The organism is Streptococcus mitis (genome assembly GCF_002096815.1).
Lineage (GTDB): Bacteria > Bacillota > Bacilli > Lactobacillales > Streptococcaceae > Streptococcus > Streptococcus mitis_AD.
On record NZ_NCVJ01000021.1, the window covers coordinates 44,987 to 61,421 of the forward strand.

The 16,435-nt window shown below is 38.5% G+C and carries 14 protein-coding genes; 11 read left to right on the top strand and 3 right to left on the bottom strand.

Going from position 1 to position 16,435, the window contains the following annotated elements; genetic code table 11:
- Nucleotides 1–73 precede the first annotated feature (73 nt).
- From B7696_RS06945 to B7696_RS06970, 6 genes are all read left to right on the top strand, one after another.
- Entirely contained in the window at nucleotides 74–832 is a 759-nt protein-coding gene (locus B7696_RS06945) for a threonine/serine exporter family protein (RefSeq protein ID WP_023946522.1), read from the top strand.
- Between the two features lies 1 nt (nucleotide 833).
- A complete protein-coding gene (locus B7696_RS06950) occupies nucleotides 834–1,283 on the top strand; it encodes a threonine/serine exporter family protein (RefSeq protein ID WP_084862935.1) in 450 nt (149 codons plus the stop codon).
- Nucleotides 1,284–1,396: 113 nt separating this feature from the next.
- Nucleotides 1,397–2,569, top strand: a complete 1,173-nt coding sequence (locus B7696_RS06955) for a hydroxymethylglutaryl-CoA synthase (RefSeq protein WP_192856312.1) — start codon at nucleotides 1,397–1,399, stop codon at nucleotides 2,567–2,569.
- Nucleotides 2,569–3,843 carry a hydroxymethylglutaryl-CoA reductase, degradative gene (locus tag B7696_RS06960; protein ID WP_084862938.1) on the top strand — a complete coding sequence of 425 codons (1,275 nt, stop codon included), beginning with the start codon at nucleotides 2,569–2,571 and terminating at the stop codon, nucleotides 3,841–3,843. Before B7696_RS06955 ends, B7696_RS06960 begins: the two co-directional genes overlap by 1 nt.
- A gap of 352 nt (nucleotides 3,844–4,195) precedes the next feature.
- A complete protein-coding gene (locus tag B7696_RS06965) occupies nucleotides 4,196–5,797 on the top strand; it encodes an AAA family ATPase (protein ID WP_084862940.1) in 1,602 nt (533 codons plus the stop codon).
- Nucleotides 5,790–6,677 carry an HNH endonuclease gene (locus B7696_RS06970; RefSeq protein WP_142358832.1) on the top strand — a complete coding sequence of 296 codons (888 nt, stop codon included), beginning with the start codon at nucleotides 5,790–5,792 and terminating at the stop codon, nucleotides 6,675–6,677. Before B7696_RS06965 ends, B7696_RS06970 begins: the two co-directional genes overlap by 8 nt.
- 250 nt (nucleotides 6,678–6,927) lie before the next feature.
- Here the strand turns inward: B7696_RS06970 and B7696_RS06975 are convergent, their stop codons facing one another.
- The gene (locus B7696_RS06975) at nucleotides 6,928–7,893 is read right to left on the bottom strand and encodes a LacI family DNA-binding transcriptional regulator (RefSeq protein ID WP_084862943.1); all 966 of its coding nucleotides are present in this window, start codon (nucleotides 7,891–7,893) and stop codon (nucleotides 6,928–6,930) included.
- Complete coding sequence (locus B7696_RS06980) at nucleotides 7,874–9,328, bottom strand: sucrose-6-phosphate hydrolase (protein WP_084862944.1); 1,455 nt, start codon at nucleotides 9,326–9,328, stop codon at nucleotides 7,874–7,876. The genes B7696_RS06975 and B7696_RS06980 overlap by 20 nt, the downstream gene beginning before the upstream one ends.
- Nucleotides 9,329–9,708: 380 nt before the next feature.
- Between B7696_RS06980 and B7696_RS06995 the strand changes: the two genes are divergently transcribed.
- Nucleotides 9,709–11,595, top strand: a complete 1,887-nt coding sequence (locus tag B7696_RS06995) for a sucrose-specific PTS transporter subunit IIBC (protein WP_084862947.1) — start codon at nucleotides 9,709–9,711, stop codon at nucleotides 11,593–11,595.
- Between the two features lie 149 nt (nucleotides 11,596–11,744).
- Nucleotides 11,745–12,632: a fructokinase ScrK gene (scrK, locus tag B7696_RS07000; protein WP_049492068.1), complete on the top strand. Its 888-nt coding sequence runs from the start codon at nucleotides 11,745–11,747 to the stop codon at nucleotides 12,630–12,632.
- A 319-nt stretch (nucleotides 12,633–12,951) separates the two neighbouring features.
- On the opposite strand, the gene B7696_RS07005 is transcribed toward scrK, so the two are convergent.
- Nucleotides 12,952–13,569: a TVP38/TMEM64 family protein gene (locus tag B7696_RS07005; RefSeq protein ID WP_000076168.1), complete on the bottom strand. Its 618-nt coding sequence runs from the start codon at nucleotides 13,567–13,569 to the stop codon at nucleotides 12,952–12,954.
- A 481-nt stretch (nucleotides 13,570–14,050) separates the two neighbouring features.
- Between B7696_RS07005 and B7696_RS07010 the strand changes: the two genes are divergently transcribed.
- From B7696_RS07010 to B7696_RS07020, 3 genes are all read left to right on the top strand, one after another.
- Nucleotides 14,051–14,266: a hypothetical protein gene (locus B7696_RS07010; RefSeq protein ID WP_084862949.1), complete on the top strand. Its 216-nt coding sequence runs from the start codon at nucleotides 14,051–14,053 to the stop codon at nucleotides 14,264–14,266.
- Nucleotides 14,267–14,291: 25 nt separating this feature from the next.
- Nucleotides 14,292–15,053: a DUF6261 family protein gene (locus tag B7696_RS10450; protein ID WP_192856298.1), complete on the top strand. Its 762-nt coding sequence runs from the start codon at nucleotides 14,292–14,294 to the stop codon at nucleotides 15,051–15,053.
- 93 nt (nucleotides 15,054–15,146) lie between these two features.
- The gene (locus B7696_RS07020; RefSeq protein ID WP_084862950.1) at nucleotides 15,147–16,286 is read left to right on the top strand and encodes an AbiH family protein; all 1,140 of its coding nucleotides are present in this window, start codon (nucleotides 15,147–15,149) and stop codon (nucleotides 16,284–16,286) included.
- Nucleotides 16,287–16,435: the final 149 nt, after the last annotated feature.

Below are 16,435 nucleotides of genomic sequence, written 5' to 3' on the forward strand. Positions count from 1 at the left end.
GATTTCATGGCAAAGATTTTTTTTGACTCCAGATTTGTGATAGAATAGAAGGAGTTGATAAAAGGAGGAACGCATGGAAGAATCAAGAGAATTAAATGCCGTCATCGATGTGATTATGTTAGCTGGAACCATTCTTCTCAAAAGTGGCTCAGAGATTCATCGTGTAGAAGATACCATGATCCGTATTGCGCATTCGCAGGGGATTGTGGATTGTAATGTTCTTGCCATGCCTGCCGCTATCTTTTTCTCCATTGAAAATACCAATATTTCGCGTATGAAGCGCGTGACTTCCTCTTCTTATAACATTGAAAAAGTCTGCGATGTGAACCAGATTTCTCGTCAACTGGTTGGGGGGCAGATTGATTTAGAGACAGCCTTCAAGCAATTGACGGCCTTGCAAGCCCAGCCCCTTCCTTATACTAAGTTGCAGGTAACTTTGGCTGCGACCTTTAGTGCTCCTTTCTTTTCAATTATGTTTAGTGGAAATATATACGACGCACTTGGGGCAGGAGTGGCTACCTTATTTGGTTTTGCCTTTTCCCTCTATGTGGAGAAGTTTATCCGAATTCCCTTTGTAACAGCCTTTGCTGGAGCTTTTGTATTTGGGATGATTGCCCAGTTTTGGGCTCGCTACACAGGTTTTCCTTCAACGGCAGATTTGATTATAGCTGGTGCGGTCATGCCGTTTGTACCAGGGATTGCCTTGACCAATGCGGTCCGTGATATTATGACTAACCACATAAACTCTGGTATGAGCAAGATGTTTGAATCCCTGCTCATTACCCTTGCTTTAGGGGCGGGAACTTCTGTCGCCTTGGTATTGATGAATTAATATGACACTAGCAACCTTTTTATTACAAGCAGTAGCAAGTCTTCTTGCTATTATCACTTTTTTAATCGTACTCAATGTGCAACGCTCTATGCTCTTACCTGGAGGGATTTTGGGCATGGCTGTCTGGCTAATCTATCTCTTGCTCAAGGAACCGACCAATGTCATTGTAGCTACTTTTATTGCAGCCATTATCGGTTCTTGTGTCAGCCAGATTTTAAGTATTCTTTATAAGACGCCTGCTGTGGTCTTTATCTTAGCCATTTTGGCACCTCTGGTTCCGGGTTATCTCTCCTATCGGACAACTGCCTTTTTTGTGACGGGAGATTACAGTCATGCCATTGCTAGTGCAACCTTGGTTGTTATGTTGGCTTTGGTGATTTCCATTGGAATGGCTAGCGGAACAGTGATTCTCAGACTTTATTCTCACTTACGAAAACAGCATAATGGTTAGAATAATAAGCGACTTGATTTGGTGAATCAAGTCTTTTTTCTCTCTTTTACTGCTATTTGTGATAAAATAGTATAGAACGATTTTTTACAATGAATGATAAAACAGAGGTAAATATGACAATCGGTATTGATAAGATTGGTTTTGCGACCAGTCAATATGTCTTGAAATTACAAGACTTAGCAGAAGCGAGGGGAATTGACCCTGAAAAATTAAGCAAAGGACTCTTGCTCAAGGAATTGAGTATTGCGCCCCTAACTGAGGATATCGTGACCTTGGCGGCCAGTGCAAGTGATTCTATTTTAACTGAGCAAGAGAGACAAGAAATTGACATGGTCATTGTAGCTACTGAGTCAGGAATTGACCAAAGTAAAGCTGCAGCCGTCTTTGTGCATGGTTTGCTGGGCATCCAGCCCTTTGCTCGTAGTTTCGAGATTAAAGAAGCCTGCTATGGAGCGACAGCGGCCCTTCATTATGCCAAATTGCATGTGGAAAATTCTCCAGAGTCCAAGGTATTGGTCATTGCTAGTGATATTGCCAAGTACGGTATTGAAACTCCAGGAGAACCCACTCAGGGTGCTGGAAGTGTGGCTATGTTAATTACACAAAATCCACGCATTATGGCCTTTAATAATGACAATGTGGCTCAGACTCGTGACATCATGGATTTCTGGCGTCCAAATTACTCAACAACCCCTTATGTAAATGGTGTTTATTCTACCCAGCAATACTTGGATAGTTTGAAAACGACTTGGCTTGAATACCAAAAACGCTACCAGCTTACCTTAGATGATTTTGCAGCTGTTTGCTTCCACTTGCCTTATCCTAAATTAGCCTTAAAAGGCTTGAAAAAAATCATGGATAAGAGCCTGCCTCAAGAGAAAAAAGACCTCTTGCAAAAGCATTTTGAACAGTCTATTCTCTACAGTCAAAAGGTGGGGAATATCTACACAGGTTCACTTTTCCTTGGACTTTTGTCTCTCTTGGAAAATACAGATAGCTTGAAGGCTGGGGATAAAATTGCCCTTTATAGTTACGGAAGTGGTGCTGTGGCTGAGTTCTTCAGTGGTGAATTGGTTGAAGGATATGAAGCTTATCTGGATAAAGACCGTTTGAACAAGCTCAACCAACGAACTGCCCTGTCTGTTGCAGACTATGAAAAAGTCTTCTTTGAAGAAGTAGACTTAGATGAAACAAACTCTGCCCAGTTTTCTGGCTATGAAAATCAAGATTTTGCCTTGGTTGAAATTGTTGACCACCAACGCCGTTATAGCAAGGTTGAAAAATAATGAAGATAAGTTGGAATGGATTTTCTAAAAAATCATACCAAGAGCGCCTCGAGCTGTTAAAAGCTCAGGCGCTCCTTAGTCCTGAGAGACAAGAGAGTTTTGAGCAGGATGAACAGATGAGTGTGACTGTGGCAGACCAGCTGAGTGAGAATGTGGTGGGAACTTTTTCTCTGCCTTATTCACTGGTCCCAGAGGTCCTCGTTAACGGTCAGGAATACACAGTTCCCTATGTGACAGAAGAACCGTCCGTGGTTGCTGCGGCCAGCTATGCAAGTAAAATCATCAAGCGTGCAGGTGGCTTTACTGCTCAAGTCCATGAGCGTCAGATGATTGGGCAGGTAGCCCTTTATCAAGTTGCTAATCCTGAACAAGCGCAAGAGAAAATTGCCAGCAAGAAAGCCGAACTCTTGGGACTTGCCAATCAAGCCTATCCTTCTATCGTTAAACGTGGAGGTGGGGCGCGTGATTTGCATGTCGAGCAGATAAAAGGCGAAACAGACTTTCTCGTTGTTTATCTCCATGTCGATACCCAAGAAGCCATGGGTGCTAATATGCTCAACACTATGCTGGAAGCCTTGAAACCAGTCTTAGAAGAACTGAGTCAGGGACAGAGTCTCATGGGGATTTTATCAAACTACGCGACGGATTCTTTGGTGACGGCAAGCTGTCGCATCGCCTTTCGCTACTTGAGCCGCCAAAAGGATCAAGGACGAGAAATTGCGGAGAAAATTGCGTTGGCTAGTCAGTTTGCGCAGGCTGATCCTTACCGAGCTGCTACTCACAATAAAGGGATTTTTAATGGTATTGATGCCATTTTAATTGCCACTGGTAATGACTGGCGTGCCATCGAATCCGGGGCCCATGCCTTTGCCAGTCGAGATGGACATTACCAAAGTCTTAGTCAATGGACGCTGGACCTTGAAAGAGAAGAATTGGTGGGCCAGATGACCCTGCCCATGCCTGTAGCGACCAAGGGTGGCTCAATTGGTCTCAACCCTCGTGTAGCTCTCAGTCATGAACTACTGGGGAATCCTTCTGCCAAAGAATTAGCCCAGATTATCGTATCCATCGGTCTCGCCCAAAACTTTGCGGCCCTCAAAGCCTTGGTAAGTACGGGCATCCAGCAAGGCCACATGAAATTGCAGGCCAAATCCTTGGCTCTCCTAGCAGGTGCCAGTGAGTCAGAGGTAGCTCCCCTTGTAGAGCGTCTTATTGCAGATAAAACCTTTAACCTAGAGACAGCCCAGCGCTATTTAGAAAATTTACGATCATAAAAAAACTCAGATAATCTATTTTTTAGAACGATGTGGAATTTAAGCAAAGTATATAGATATCAATCTCAAAAATTAGAAAGAATAGAAATGTAGACAAATATCATTTAGTGTTTGTCTATTTTATTTGAAAAAATAGGATCGTACAGAAAATTCTAATGAGGTATATTCCTTTATACAAGATTTGCTTGAGTGTTATAAAATTGATATAATTATATATAAGGATTTCTAGAATGTGAGAATTTAGTACTATTCGAATTAGATATAGGTATTGTGTAATAACTCAATTTCTTTAGTTATGTTTGCAAAAAATATTTTCTTTTGTAATTTCAGTCTTTTTTAAAAGGAGATAATAATGTATTTTTTATTTTATGCATATAATGCGCCCAATAATCCTACTCTACCTAATCCGATTGCGTTAGAAGAACAGCCAGAAGAGTACTTTAAATTTGAAAGAACTAGTTGGAATGATAAATTCAGATATAAGACATTATACGATGTAAATTTTTATAAAGGAAAAGAAGTTACATATATAGGGCAAGTAAAATTTGGATATTCTGGGATTGGTCCTGTAAGTGAAAGTGATTATAGAACGATTGTTAATAATGGATGGTATCGGGAACTAGGACAAAAAATTTTTTCTCTGGGACAATCGCCGGAATACTACCAAAATATATTTTCCTTAGGTGAAAAAATAGCAAATGAATATTTTTCAAAAGTTAGAGATATAGCTTTTGATTTAAAGCTTCTTAGTGAACATCGAAATGAATACATCATGATTCATTCTTTGTTGAGAGAAGTATCTGCTTCTACTGTTAAAAATCAGTTTAATCGAATTTCTCATGGAGGAGTTGAAATAACTCCTTATAATTTCTTTTTTACCTATAAAAAGTCAAAGCAGGAAGGAGTGGATGAAATTGGTAAAATAGCTTTTGAAGTAAAACCATATGAGAAACCACAAACAAATTCACATGTTTTGATTGGACGTAATGGAGTTGGAAAAAGTTATATTTTAGATAGAATGATAAGAAGCGTTATTTTAGATGATGATAAAGAAGATTATAAATTTTACCAATTTCAAAATGAATCGGGCGAAAATAATATTCCTTTTTCAGGAGTTACATTAGTATCTTTTAGTGTTTTTGATGATTTTATTAATTACAAGCAGTTAAATAAAAATGATGATATTTTATTTAATTATGTTGGAGTAAAATCCTATGATGAAGAAGCTGGGATTATTACAAAAACTTTGGACGATTTGTCAAGTGATTTTTATGTTAGTTTGTGCACTATAAAGGCTAAGAATATTATAGAGAGGTGGGAAAAAGTTATTTCTTATCTTGATTCTGATCCTATTTTTAAAAACGAAGTAAGAATAGTTTCCAGAATGCAAGAAAATTGGAAACACATTGATGGAGGAAATAGTCCGGAAGCAAAAGAAATCATTGAAAAATTTTATAAACAAGGACTTAGCTCGGGAAATAAAATTGTTTTACTAACATTGACAAAACTGGTTGAAGTTGTAGAAGAAAAGACTTTGGTTATCCTTGATGAACCAGAATTACATTTACATCCACCCTTGATGGCAGCTTTTAATAAAGCGTTAGGATATTTAATGCAAAATAGAAATGGAGTTGCAATTATCTCGACTCACTCACCAGTATTTGTTCAGGAATCTCCAAAATCAGCGGTGCATCTGATGTTTAGAGCAGGAAAATCGATTAAAATAGAGAATCCGATTATAGAGACTTATGGAGAAAACATAGGAGAGTTGACACATGAAATATTTAAACTAGAATATAAAAAATCAAGTTTTGTACATGATATAGAAAAGCAAGTGCAAGCTAATGAAAATATATCGGATGTATTTAGTTATTTTCGTTATCAACTTGGGTATGAGGCTAGGGCTTTAGCTAGGCAGATGATGTATGATAAACAAAGGAATAATGATGAATAAGAGATTAGAAAGAAAAGACTTTAATTATTCTAAGGTTTTTGACATGGCTATAGAAAGTTACCGGGAAGATACTGCAAAATATTTAAGGCAAAAAAAAGAATACTGTCTGTTACAAAATAATGAATTTATTTCTTGTGCTAGCGTTCAAAAATATAATTTATTTCAAGAATCCATAAAAGAAAAAGATGAATTTGAAACATTTAAACAAAAAATGGTTAAATTATACAACGATAAATTTAGTAATAAGAAATATAAAGTTCGAGAATACTATGATGAAATTAAGTTAATTTCTCCTAACAATATTTGTCCATATTGTTTAAAGCGTGAGGTAAGGAATTTAGACCATTTTTTGCCTAAAACGAAATATCCATCTCTTTCAATATCGGATGCAAATTTAATACCATCCTGTAGTGATTGTAATCATGATAAATTAAATTCTACTAAACTTTATATTAATTATTATTTTGAAGAAATTGACGATGTTTCTTTTATGAAATGTTATGTTGATTTTGGTAATGAGGATATTAATTTTCGATTTGAATTAATAAAACCACCGACTTGGGAAGATGATAAATTCAATAGATTGACGAATCAATTTGAAGATACAGATTTACTAAAATTTTATGCAGAACAAGCTAAAATAGAGTATTTTAGGAAAGAGAAGAGTTTCTGTCGCTGTGTTAAAAATAGTAGTTCATACAACGAAAGGTTAAAGATAGAGTTAGATGATTTAATTCGTGATGAGGAAGAAGTGCTTGGGATTAATTCTTTAGAGGCTACTTTATGGAGAGGTTTGGACGAAAGTGGTACTGAATTGTTTAAGTATATAAGGAATAAACAAAAATCAGGTGCTTCTGGTGAAAACTGTGAGAGAAAATAATTCAGTGAAGATTTTAGGATAAAGCTCCCCATCTGTGAACTGTATCATACGGAACGAGATGTAATATCAATCACATTGACTATAAAGAGGTTGGGATAAAAAGATTTTGATTTTAGCAATTCTTTATTCTAAATTTTTAAAATCGATAGATTAGAAAAAAAGCGAACAAAACAGAATTCTGAGTGTCAGATAGCTCGTTTTGTTCGCTTTTTATATTTAAGGTTAGACTTTTTTCCCAGATTCTTAGTGCTTAAATACTTTTTCCTGGTAATAAGGTGACTGGTAAAAAGTAACCAGTTGTCGCGACTTCCTTGCCTTCTATCTTTTGTAAGAGGAGGTCAACAGTAAGGCAGGCAATTTCTTCCATAGGTTGCTTCACAGTCGTCAAATGAGGATAGTAATTCTCGATAAAGTAGGTCCCATCATAGCCAATGACTTTAAGCTCTTCTGGGACAGAAATGCCCAGTTCCTGAGCAATTTTAATGACTAGAATAGCAGTCAAATCATCCGAAGCAAAGATGGCATCTGGCTTTTGTCGAGTTAAGATATTCTTGATTTCCATTTCTTTTCTGACAGGAGAAAAGTCACTGGAAACATTGATAATAGGAGCTTTGGGGAGTACAGAAGCAAAACCAGCGTGGCGTAGTCCAGTTGGCGAATTGGAATTGTCATTCCCTGTAATCATGATGATAGACTGGGCGCCTGTCTTGACCAAGGTCTGGGCAGCAAGAACCCCACCAGCATAGTTGTCAGAGGAGACGACAGGAATGTCTGGTGACAGATTGCGGTCAAAGGAAATAATCGGCGCTGTCACACGATTGTAGTCTTCTATTCCCAAGTTGTGACTACCAGAAATGATGCCGTCCACCTGATTAGCTTCCAACATTTCGATGTACTCGCGTTCCTTCTCAGAATCGTGCTCACTGTTGCAGATGATGGTCTTGTAACCATTTTTGAAGAGTTGGTGTTCCAATTTATCAATCAATTCTGCGTAGAAAACGTTGGAAATATTTGGGAAAATCAAGCCGATTAACTTAGCTGACTTTCCTTGTAGACTGCGAGCCAGGTTGTTGGGTTTATAGCCCAATTCTCGCATGGCTTCATTTACCTTTTGAATGGTTTTTTCAGATAGATACCCTTTTTTATTGATAACCCGAGAAACGGTAGTAGGGCTGACGCCTGCAAGTTTGGCGACATCAGTTAGTTTTGCGACCATAATCTAATTCATAGTAAGTTCCAGTTGGGTTTCCAGATTTAATCAGGATACCATTTTGGTCCGCATGTGGGAAGACACGACCGGAAAATACTTTTTCTCCTTTATTGATGAAAATTTCAAAGACAGAGTTATCGATGAAAATCGTAGCAGTAGTAGCTTGGTTATCGATTGGGCAAGAACGAGTTGTCCCAAATTCTTGGGCGTACTGTTCACCAGCCTGGCTACGATCCACTGTCACTTGACCATTTACAAGGTCAAAGTTGATGGAAAGTCCCTTGTCTTCTTGATCAGCTAGTAAGACAATTTCGCTCTGGCTATTAGCTTCCAAGCTGAGTTCAAGTTCGTAAGTGTTCTTAGTTTGGGCACGATTTGAGAAGGCTTCTTCAGAGGCACGAAGGTCCTTGACAGCTGCGACTGGGAATTGGTAGAGTTTACCGTCTTTGATAGTGAGTTCTTTGACCAAAGAGAAGGTTCCTTGGTGGTCAAAACGGTCAGATGGATATGAAACATCAGGCAAGCCAAGCCAGCTAACAGCTAGAGCACGTCCATCAGGAGCGTTGAAGGCTTGAGTTGCATAGGCTTCGAAACCATAGTCCATGTTTTGAAGTTGAGACACATCTACCATTTTTGCATTTTCAGGGTCAAAGGAAGCCCCAATCTTATACATATTTGGATAGATATTGTCGTAATCTAGAACTTTCTTATCCAATCCTTGTGGGCAGTAGAGGAGGACAGGTTGCTCCCCTACAAAGACCAGATTTGGACATTCCATCATGTAGGCAGTGCGGTCGTTAGCAAAGTCAAGGTCGCCAACTACTTGCCAGTTTGTGTAGTCATTGTCAACAGCCTTGTAGAGACGGACGAAGCCTTTTTTCTCCAAGTCTTGTCCACCGACGATGGCATAATATTGACCTTTAAAATTAAAAATTTGCGGATCGCGGAAGTGGTCAGTAGAGTCTGCTGGCTGGTCGATCAAGATCTTGTCAATCTTCGTAATCTTGCCATTCTTATCCATCAAAGCCCCAATCTGGTAAGGGTGACGGATCCAGTTTTCATCACGGACATTTCCTGTATAAAATAGGAACAAGTTATCGCCAAACTGCATGGCAGAACCAGAGTAGGCACCGTGGCTATCTAATGGAGTATCAGGCAAAACTTTGACACCAGTTTCTCTAAAGTGAACCAAATCATCGCTTTCCAACTGCACCCAAGATTTCAAACCGTGGGCTGCACCAAAAGGAAAGTTCTGATAAAAAACAACCCACTTCCCATCAAAGTAAGAAAAGCCATTTGGATCGTTGAGAAGTCCTGTTTTTGGCTCAATATGGTAACGAGTATGCCATGGAGATTGTGCCATATTTTCTTTTATATTTTGAATTTCTTCTTGCGTCCAATCTTGATAAAGTCTGTAACGACGCTCAGTTGTCCATTCCATTCATTCATTCCTCCAAAAATCTTATCACTTTTAATAGTAACCGTTTTCGATAAAAAATGCAAGTCTTTTATGTTAAAAAAGAGAAAAAACTGCCAAACGTTTATCACAAATCAAAACCAGAAAATCAATCAAATTTTCACAAAAATATGAAAGATAATGAAATAGAATCCTCTTTAACAAAGATTTTAAACTTATTTTTTTAAGTATTATCTGATAAAACCGTCAAAAACAATCAATCTAAAGCGTGTTCACTAAGTGGATAGAATATTTTTTCTGCAAAACGCTTGACATATTTCTAAAACATGATAAAATAATAGTCGTAGGGCGGATAAAATCGCTTTCAAACAAGAACAAAATTTTATATAAGGAGATTTTTGCAAATGAACAATCAGGAAATTGCAAAAAAAGTCATCGATGCCTTGGGCGGACGTGAAAATGTCAACAGTGTTGCCCACTGTGCGACTCGTCTTCGTGTCATGGTCAAAGATGAAGGAAAAATCAATAAAGAAGTGATTGAGAACTTGGAAAAAGTTCAAGGTGCTTTCTTTAACTCAGGTCAATACCAAATCATCTTTGGTACAGGTACAGTTAACAAAATGTACGATGAAGTTGTTGCACTTGGTTTGCCAACATCATCTAAAGATGATATGAAAGCAGAAGCTGCCAAACAAGGGAACTGGTTCCAACGTGCTATCCGTACTTTCGGTGACGTTTTCGTTCCAATCATCCCAGTTATCGTAGCAACAGGTCTTTTCATGGGTGTACGTGGTCTATTGACTGCTCTTGGAATGACACTTCCAGCTGACGTGACAACTTACACGCAAATCTTGACAGATACAGCCTTTATCATCTTGCCAGGTTTGGTTGTGTGGTCAACCTTCCGTGTATTCGGTGGAAATCCAGCCGTTGGTATCGTTCTTGGTATGATGCTTGTTTCTGACTCGCTTCCAAACGCTTGGGCAGTCGCTTCAGGTGGTGAAGTAACAGCTATGAACTTCTTTGGTTTCATCCCTGTTGTTGGTTTGCAAGGTTCTGTTCTTCCAGCCTTCATCATCGGGGTTGTCGGAGCTAAATTTGAAAAAGCTGTCCGCAAGGTTGTTCCAGATGTCATTGACCTCTTGGTAACGCCATTTGTTACACTTTTGGTCATGTCTATCCTTGGACTCTTTGTCATTGGACCGGTCTTCCACGTCGTTGAAAACTACATCCTTATCGCTACAAAAGCGATCCTCAGCTTGCCATTTGGTCTTGGTGGTTTCTTGATCGGTGGGGTTCACCAATTGATTGTCGTGTCAGGTGTGCACCACATTTTCAACTTGCTTGAAGTTCAATTGCTTGCTGCTGACCATGCTAACCCATTCAACGCGATCATCACAGCTGCTATGACAGCTCAAGGTGCTGCGACTGTTGCGGTTGGTGTTAAAACTAAAAATCCAAAACTAAAAACACTTGCTTTCCCAGCTGCTCTTTCTGCCTTCCTAGGTATTACAGAGCCTGCTATTTTCGGGGTTAACTTGCGTTTCCGTAAACCATTCTTCCTTTCATTGATTGCTGGTGCAATCGGTGGTGGATTGGCTTCTATCCTTGGACTTGCAGGTACTGGTAATGGTATCACCGTCATCCCTGGTACAATGCTTTACATCGGTAACGGACAACTTGCACAATACCTTCTTATGGTAGCTGTATCATTCGTTCTTGGTTTCGCTCTTACTTATATGTTTGGTTATGAGGATGAAAAAGAAGTTGCTACTGAAGTAGAGACAGAACGTTTGGTCCAAGAAGAAACAACTGGTAACATTCCAGCAACTCTTCAAAATGAAACACTTGTAACTCCTATCGTTGGTGACGTTGTTGCTCTTGCTGATGTTAATGACCCAGTATTCTCAAGTGGAGCTATGGGACAAGGTATCGCTGTGAAACCTAGCCAAGGTGTGGTATATGCACCAGCTGATGCTGAAGTTTCAATTGCCTTTCCAACAGGACACGCTTTTGGTTTGAAAACAACTGATGGTGCTGAAGTTTTGATCCACGTTGGTATTGACACTGTATCTATGAATGGTGAAGGTTTTGAAGCAAAAGTTGCTCAAGGTGACAAGGTGAAAGCTGGCGATGTTCTTGGAACATTTGACTCAAACAAAATCGCTGCAGCTGGACTTGATGATACAACAATGGTTATCGTTACAAATACAGCTGACTACGCTTCAGTAGCTCCAGTCGCAACAGGTTCAGTTGCGAAGGGGGATGCTGTGATCGAAGTGAAAATCTAATCAATCCTCTCTAATGTGAAAACGAACAAATGACATGTTTGTTCGTTTTTGCTTGAATGGTAAGATTTACAGAGGAAAATCTAAAAAATTGAGAAACTTAGATTTTTAAAATATGCTATAATAAAGAAAATAAAAACAAGAGGTTTATCATGACAAAATTATATGGAAGCTTGGAAGCGGGCGGTACAAAGTTTGTCTGTGCTGTCGGTGATGAAAACTTTAACGTTGTAGAAAAAACACAATTTCCAACAACAACTCCAATCGAAACAATCGATAAAACCATTGAGTTCTTCTCAAAATTCGATAACCTTGCTGGTCTTGCAGTTGGTTCATTTGGTCCCATTGATATTGACAAAAACTCAAAAACTTATGGTTTTATCACAACGACTCCAAAACCAAACTGGGCAAATGTGGACTTGCTTGGTGCCCTTCGTCGCGCCCTCAACGTGCCAATGTACTTCACAACAGACGTAAACAGCTCTGCTTATGGTGAAGTGGTTGCCCGTAACAATGCTGGTGGTCGTATCGAAAACTTGGTTTACTACACAATCGGTACAGGTATCGGTGCAGGTGTTATCCAACGTGGTGAGTTTATCGGCGGTGTGGGTCACCCTGAGATGGGTCATTATTATGTTGCTAGACACCCAATGGATATTGAAAAAGAGTTTAAGGGTGTTTGTCCTTTCCATAAAGGATGTCTGGAAGGCTATGCAGCTGGTCCAAGTTTGGAAGCTCGTACAGGTGTTCGTGGGGAAAACATTGAACTCAACAACCCTGTTTGGGATGTTCAAGCCTACTATATCGCTCAAGCCGCGGTTAATGCGACAGTGACTTTCCGACCAGACGTGATTGTCTTTGGTGGAGGGGTCATGGCTCAACAACACATGCTGGATCGTGTCCGTGAGAAATTTACAGCTCTTCTCAATGGTTACCTACCAGTGCCAGATGTGCGTGAGTACATCGTCACTCCAGCAGTCGCAGGAAATGGTTCTGCTACTCTTGGAAACTTTGTTCTTGCAAAAGAAGTTTCAAAATAAAGCACAAAATCCGCTTGGGAAACCAAACGGATTTTGTAGTTGAAAACAATATTTTTGAGCTTTTCCTTAAGTGATTACGGACGGTAGCGACTTTCTTCGAAATTCCATACCTAAACTTTGAGCCTAATGTCTCAAAGTTTCCGAACACCTGAAACCATTAGATTTCAGGTGTTTCTATCACGGCGGAAAGGCTAGGTAAGTCCTCGCCTCACTATCGAAAAATAGGTATGATTTTCATACCAAAGTATATTTAGTATCAAGCTATAGTCAATCTACGTTCTAAAAATCCGCTTGGGAAACCAAACGGATTTTTTACATGTCAAAGCATTTGCCAGAAAAAGTCGATAATATAGGTCAGACCGTAGGTATAAACCACGAGGGTAAAGGGCTTGGTCAGAATGATGATAGTCATATAGCGCTTGAAGCTCATCTTGGTCAGGGCAGCCAGCATACAGAGAAAGTCAGCTGGACTAATGGGCCAAATCATCATAAAGATAAAGAAACGGTCAAAACGATTGCCCTTATCCAACCAGCCGATATACTTGTCATAGGTACGCTTGCTGACGACAGACTGGACAAAGGCAGCCCCATAGAGGCGCACCAGATAAAAGATAATGGCACAGCCAATCACAATCCCGATATAGTTGTAGATAGTCCCGATGATGTGGCCGTAGATAAAGACCCCAGCAACCGATGTCAAGGCTCCAGGAATGATAGGAACGACAGTCTGTAAAATCTGTAAAAAGATAAAGAGAGGTGGCCCCCAGATGCCTGCCTGCTGGATAAAGGCAGAGAGGGTTTCCTTAGACTGTAAAATCCCAGCCTGATAAGCCCAAATACAGAAAATCAAACTCCCAACCCCGCCGACAATCGATGAGATGTTGATAACTTGCTGCAGAAGGGGAGAAACAGCTTTCATTTGTTTATCCTGTGACATGTAAACTCCTCGTAGATAGTATAGTTCTACTATACCATATTTTGGAGGAGAAAGGGGGGATGAGTGTTTTTGATAAGAAATAGATGGGAATACAGGTCTTCGAGACTTAGAATAGGTTCGTTTACTAAAGTTTATATGCATTCTAAGTCTCGAATTATCGTAATTCCATAAATTTAAAAGTATTCTAAGCTTCGAATAGCTTATCTACGAAAGTTTTGAGGTCTTCTAGCTTTTGAATAGTCATCTTCCCTAAAGTTTATATGTATTCTAAAGCTAGAAGAGTTAAAATCTATAAATAGTAAGAGTCTCTATCTGACAGAGGGAATGTTTGTCTAGTCAGATAGGGATTTTTTAATTTGGAAATATCTGATTTGTCCTGAAAAGTACATTTTAGATGGAAATAATGACAGTTGAGCGGATGAAGGTCAAAATGGTTTGGAGAACTGTTAGAATGGATGTATCAACTTAAAGGAGAAAATTGATGAAGAAAGTTAAAGATGATGAGGAGAGTATGCTATCGACACTTCCTTTATGGGGGCTTCTATTTTTGGTCTGTGCATTGTTTCAAGTCTTTGTATTTAAGGATCGACCTTTGATTCAACCTGATAGACAAGGAAGTATTGTAAAAACAGATCAAAAACAGGTCTATCTTCCAGAACTAATCCAGTCTTGGTTTGATAGAGAAGATAATAAATGATTCGTTAAATAGAAAGGATATCATCATGACAAAAACATACGCTATTCGCCCGCTTAGTTATAGTAACTTTACCAACCGTGAGTTTGAAAGCCTGATGATGGATACTCATCAAAGCTTGGCTACTTTTTCTAAGGCAAACAAGGATGAGGGAATGTATGCCAAACATTTGGAACCCTTCAAGACCAAGCTAGATGATTTTCAAGCTCAACTTGCGGTGGTGGAGACGAAAGAGTCTAGTAATCTGACAGAAGTCGATCGCAATCGTGATAGTGCCCTGGTCGGTCTCTTTACCCTTCATAGAGGATTTGCTAAGATTAAGGATGTCAAGCTCAAAGAAGCTCATGAAACTCTGAAACCAGTCTTTGCTAAGTATAAGGACATCACTAAGCACAGCAATGATGTGGAAACGGCAGAAATCAAGAGCCTGCTCAAAACGCTTAGTGAAACACCCTATCATGAGGCAGTTACCAGTCTAGGACTTACTCCTATGCTGACGGCAGTGGTCAACGCTCAAGAGGGATATGACCAAGTGGAGAGTAAGGCGCGTGCTTCTAAGTCTGCCAAGGAAGTTGGCAAGACCAGACAACTCCGTACCGAACTTTCAACCAGCTACGACCTCTTTATGCGCTATACCGCAGCCAGTGCAGAAGCCTATCCTGAAAAGGAACACTTGACTCAACTCCTCAAGGAACTCAATAGCATCCGAGATAGCAAACGCCGTCTCATCACTAGTAGTAAGAAAGATAAAAAGACCAAACCAGCAGAACCAGCCCAAGCAGCAGGATAAAGACAACCCCTTAGAAGCGGATTTCTAAGGGGGATTTTTGTGGTTTCGTGGTATAATTTTAGTAATTATCTATTATGTAGAGGAGAAAAATTCATGGCAGATACTATTCTAATTATGGGCAATGGCTTTGATATCGCTATGGGACGAAAAACAAAGTATACAGATTTTATTGAGTTTGAAAAACAATTATTTTCTAATCTAGATGAGGAGTTACTGGAGTTTCTAAAAGCTAAAAATATTAGTATAGAGAAATACAAAGATAATTTATATTTGAAATTTATTAATGAAAACGAAGAAACTCTAGGGATAAATTGGTCGAATATTGAACTCATTATTTCAAGACTTTTGGATGCTATTGTATATTTTAAAAACAACAGTGATGTGTTATTTGAAAGTATTTACTATTTTGATACTTATAAATTTGATAAAGTTTTATTAGATAGAAGTAATTATATTGCAAAATATTATGTTGTTAAAGTGATCGTGGGGAATTTTGGTCAGATTGAGTTTGATAATAAAGAAAAAGAGCTACTAATAGAGGAACTTGATAAGTTATTTCTTAATCAACTTGATTTATTAATTGAGCTATTAGAAATTTATCTGTCGTATTTAGATTATATAGATTTTGATATTCAAAAGTTTGAAGCAAATTCAACAGCTTTAGATGCAATATCAGATTTATCAAATTCTTCAGTTCTAAACTTTAATTATACTAATACATCAGGATATTTATTTGGGACTTCTGAGGAAAAAACTCATTTTATACATGGCCGAATTGATTTGGATAGAACTTTCAATCGAATCAATACGATGGTCTTTGGAATTGAGGACAAAGAAAATAATGTCAACAGTGATTTAATTCCTTATCAGAAATATTATCAAAGAGTTGTTAAAGAAACAGGAACTAAATTTGAAGACTTTTTCAAACCAGTTTATGAGTATTTAAATGTAGGGATAGCGAAATCATTTCCTAAAAATATCATTATTTTTGGACACTCAGTAGATCCCTTGGATAAGGAAATATTTCAAAAATGTTTTGCATTAGCAGAAAATGGAAAGTATGATTACCGATTTGTTTTTACTTATTTTGATGAGCCTGCTAAACGTTCAATTGTTAAGAATCTAGCAATCATTCTAGGTAAAGAAAAGCTGATTGAATTAACAGGGAAACAGAAAATTGTATTTATAAAGAGTGATGATAAAGCTGGTATGGAAGAAGTGCTACTACCTTAATATTGACAAAAAGTAATTGATTTTATAGAAAACAATTGTCAAATCTTATTTTTAAAATAGTTTTTACCCCACTCGCTTTTATCACTTCGAGTGGGTTTTCTTAAAATATGATAAAATAGAAGAGATAATACATTAAATAAGGGAAGTAA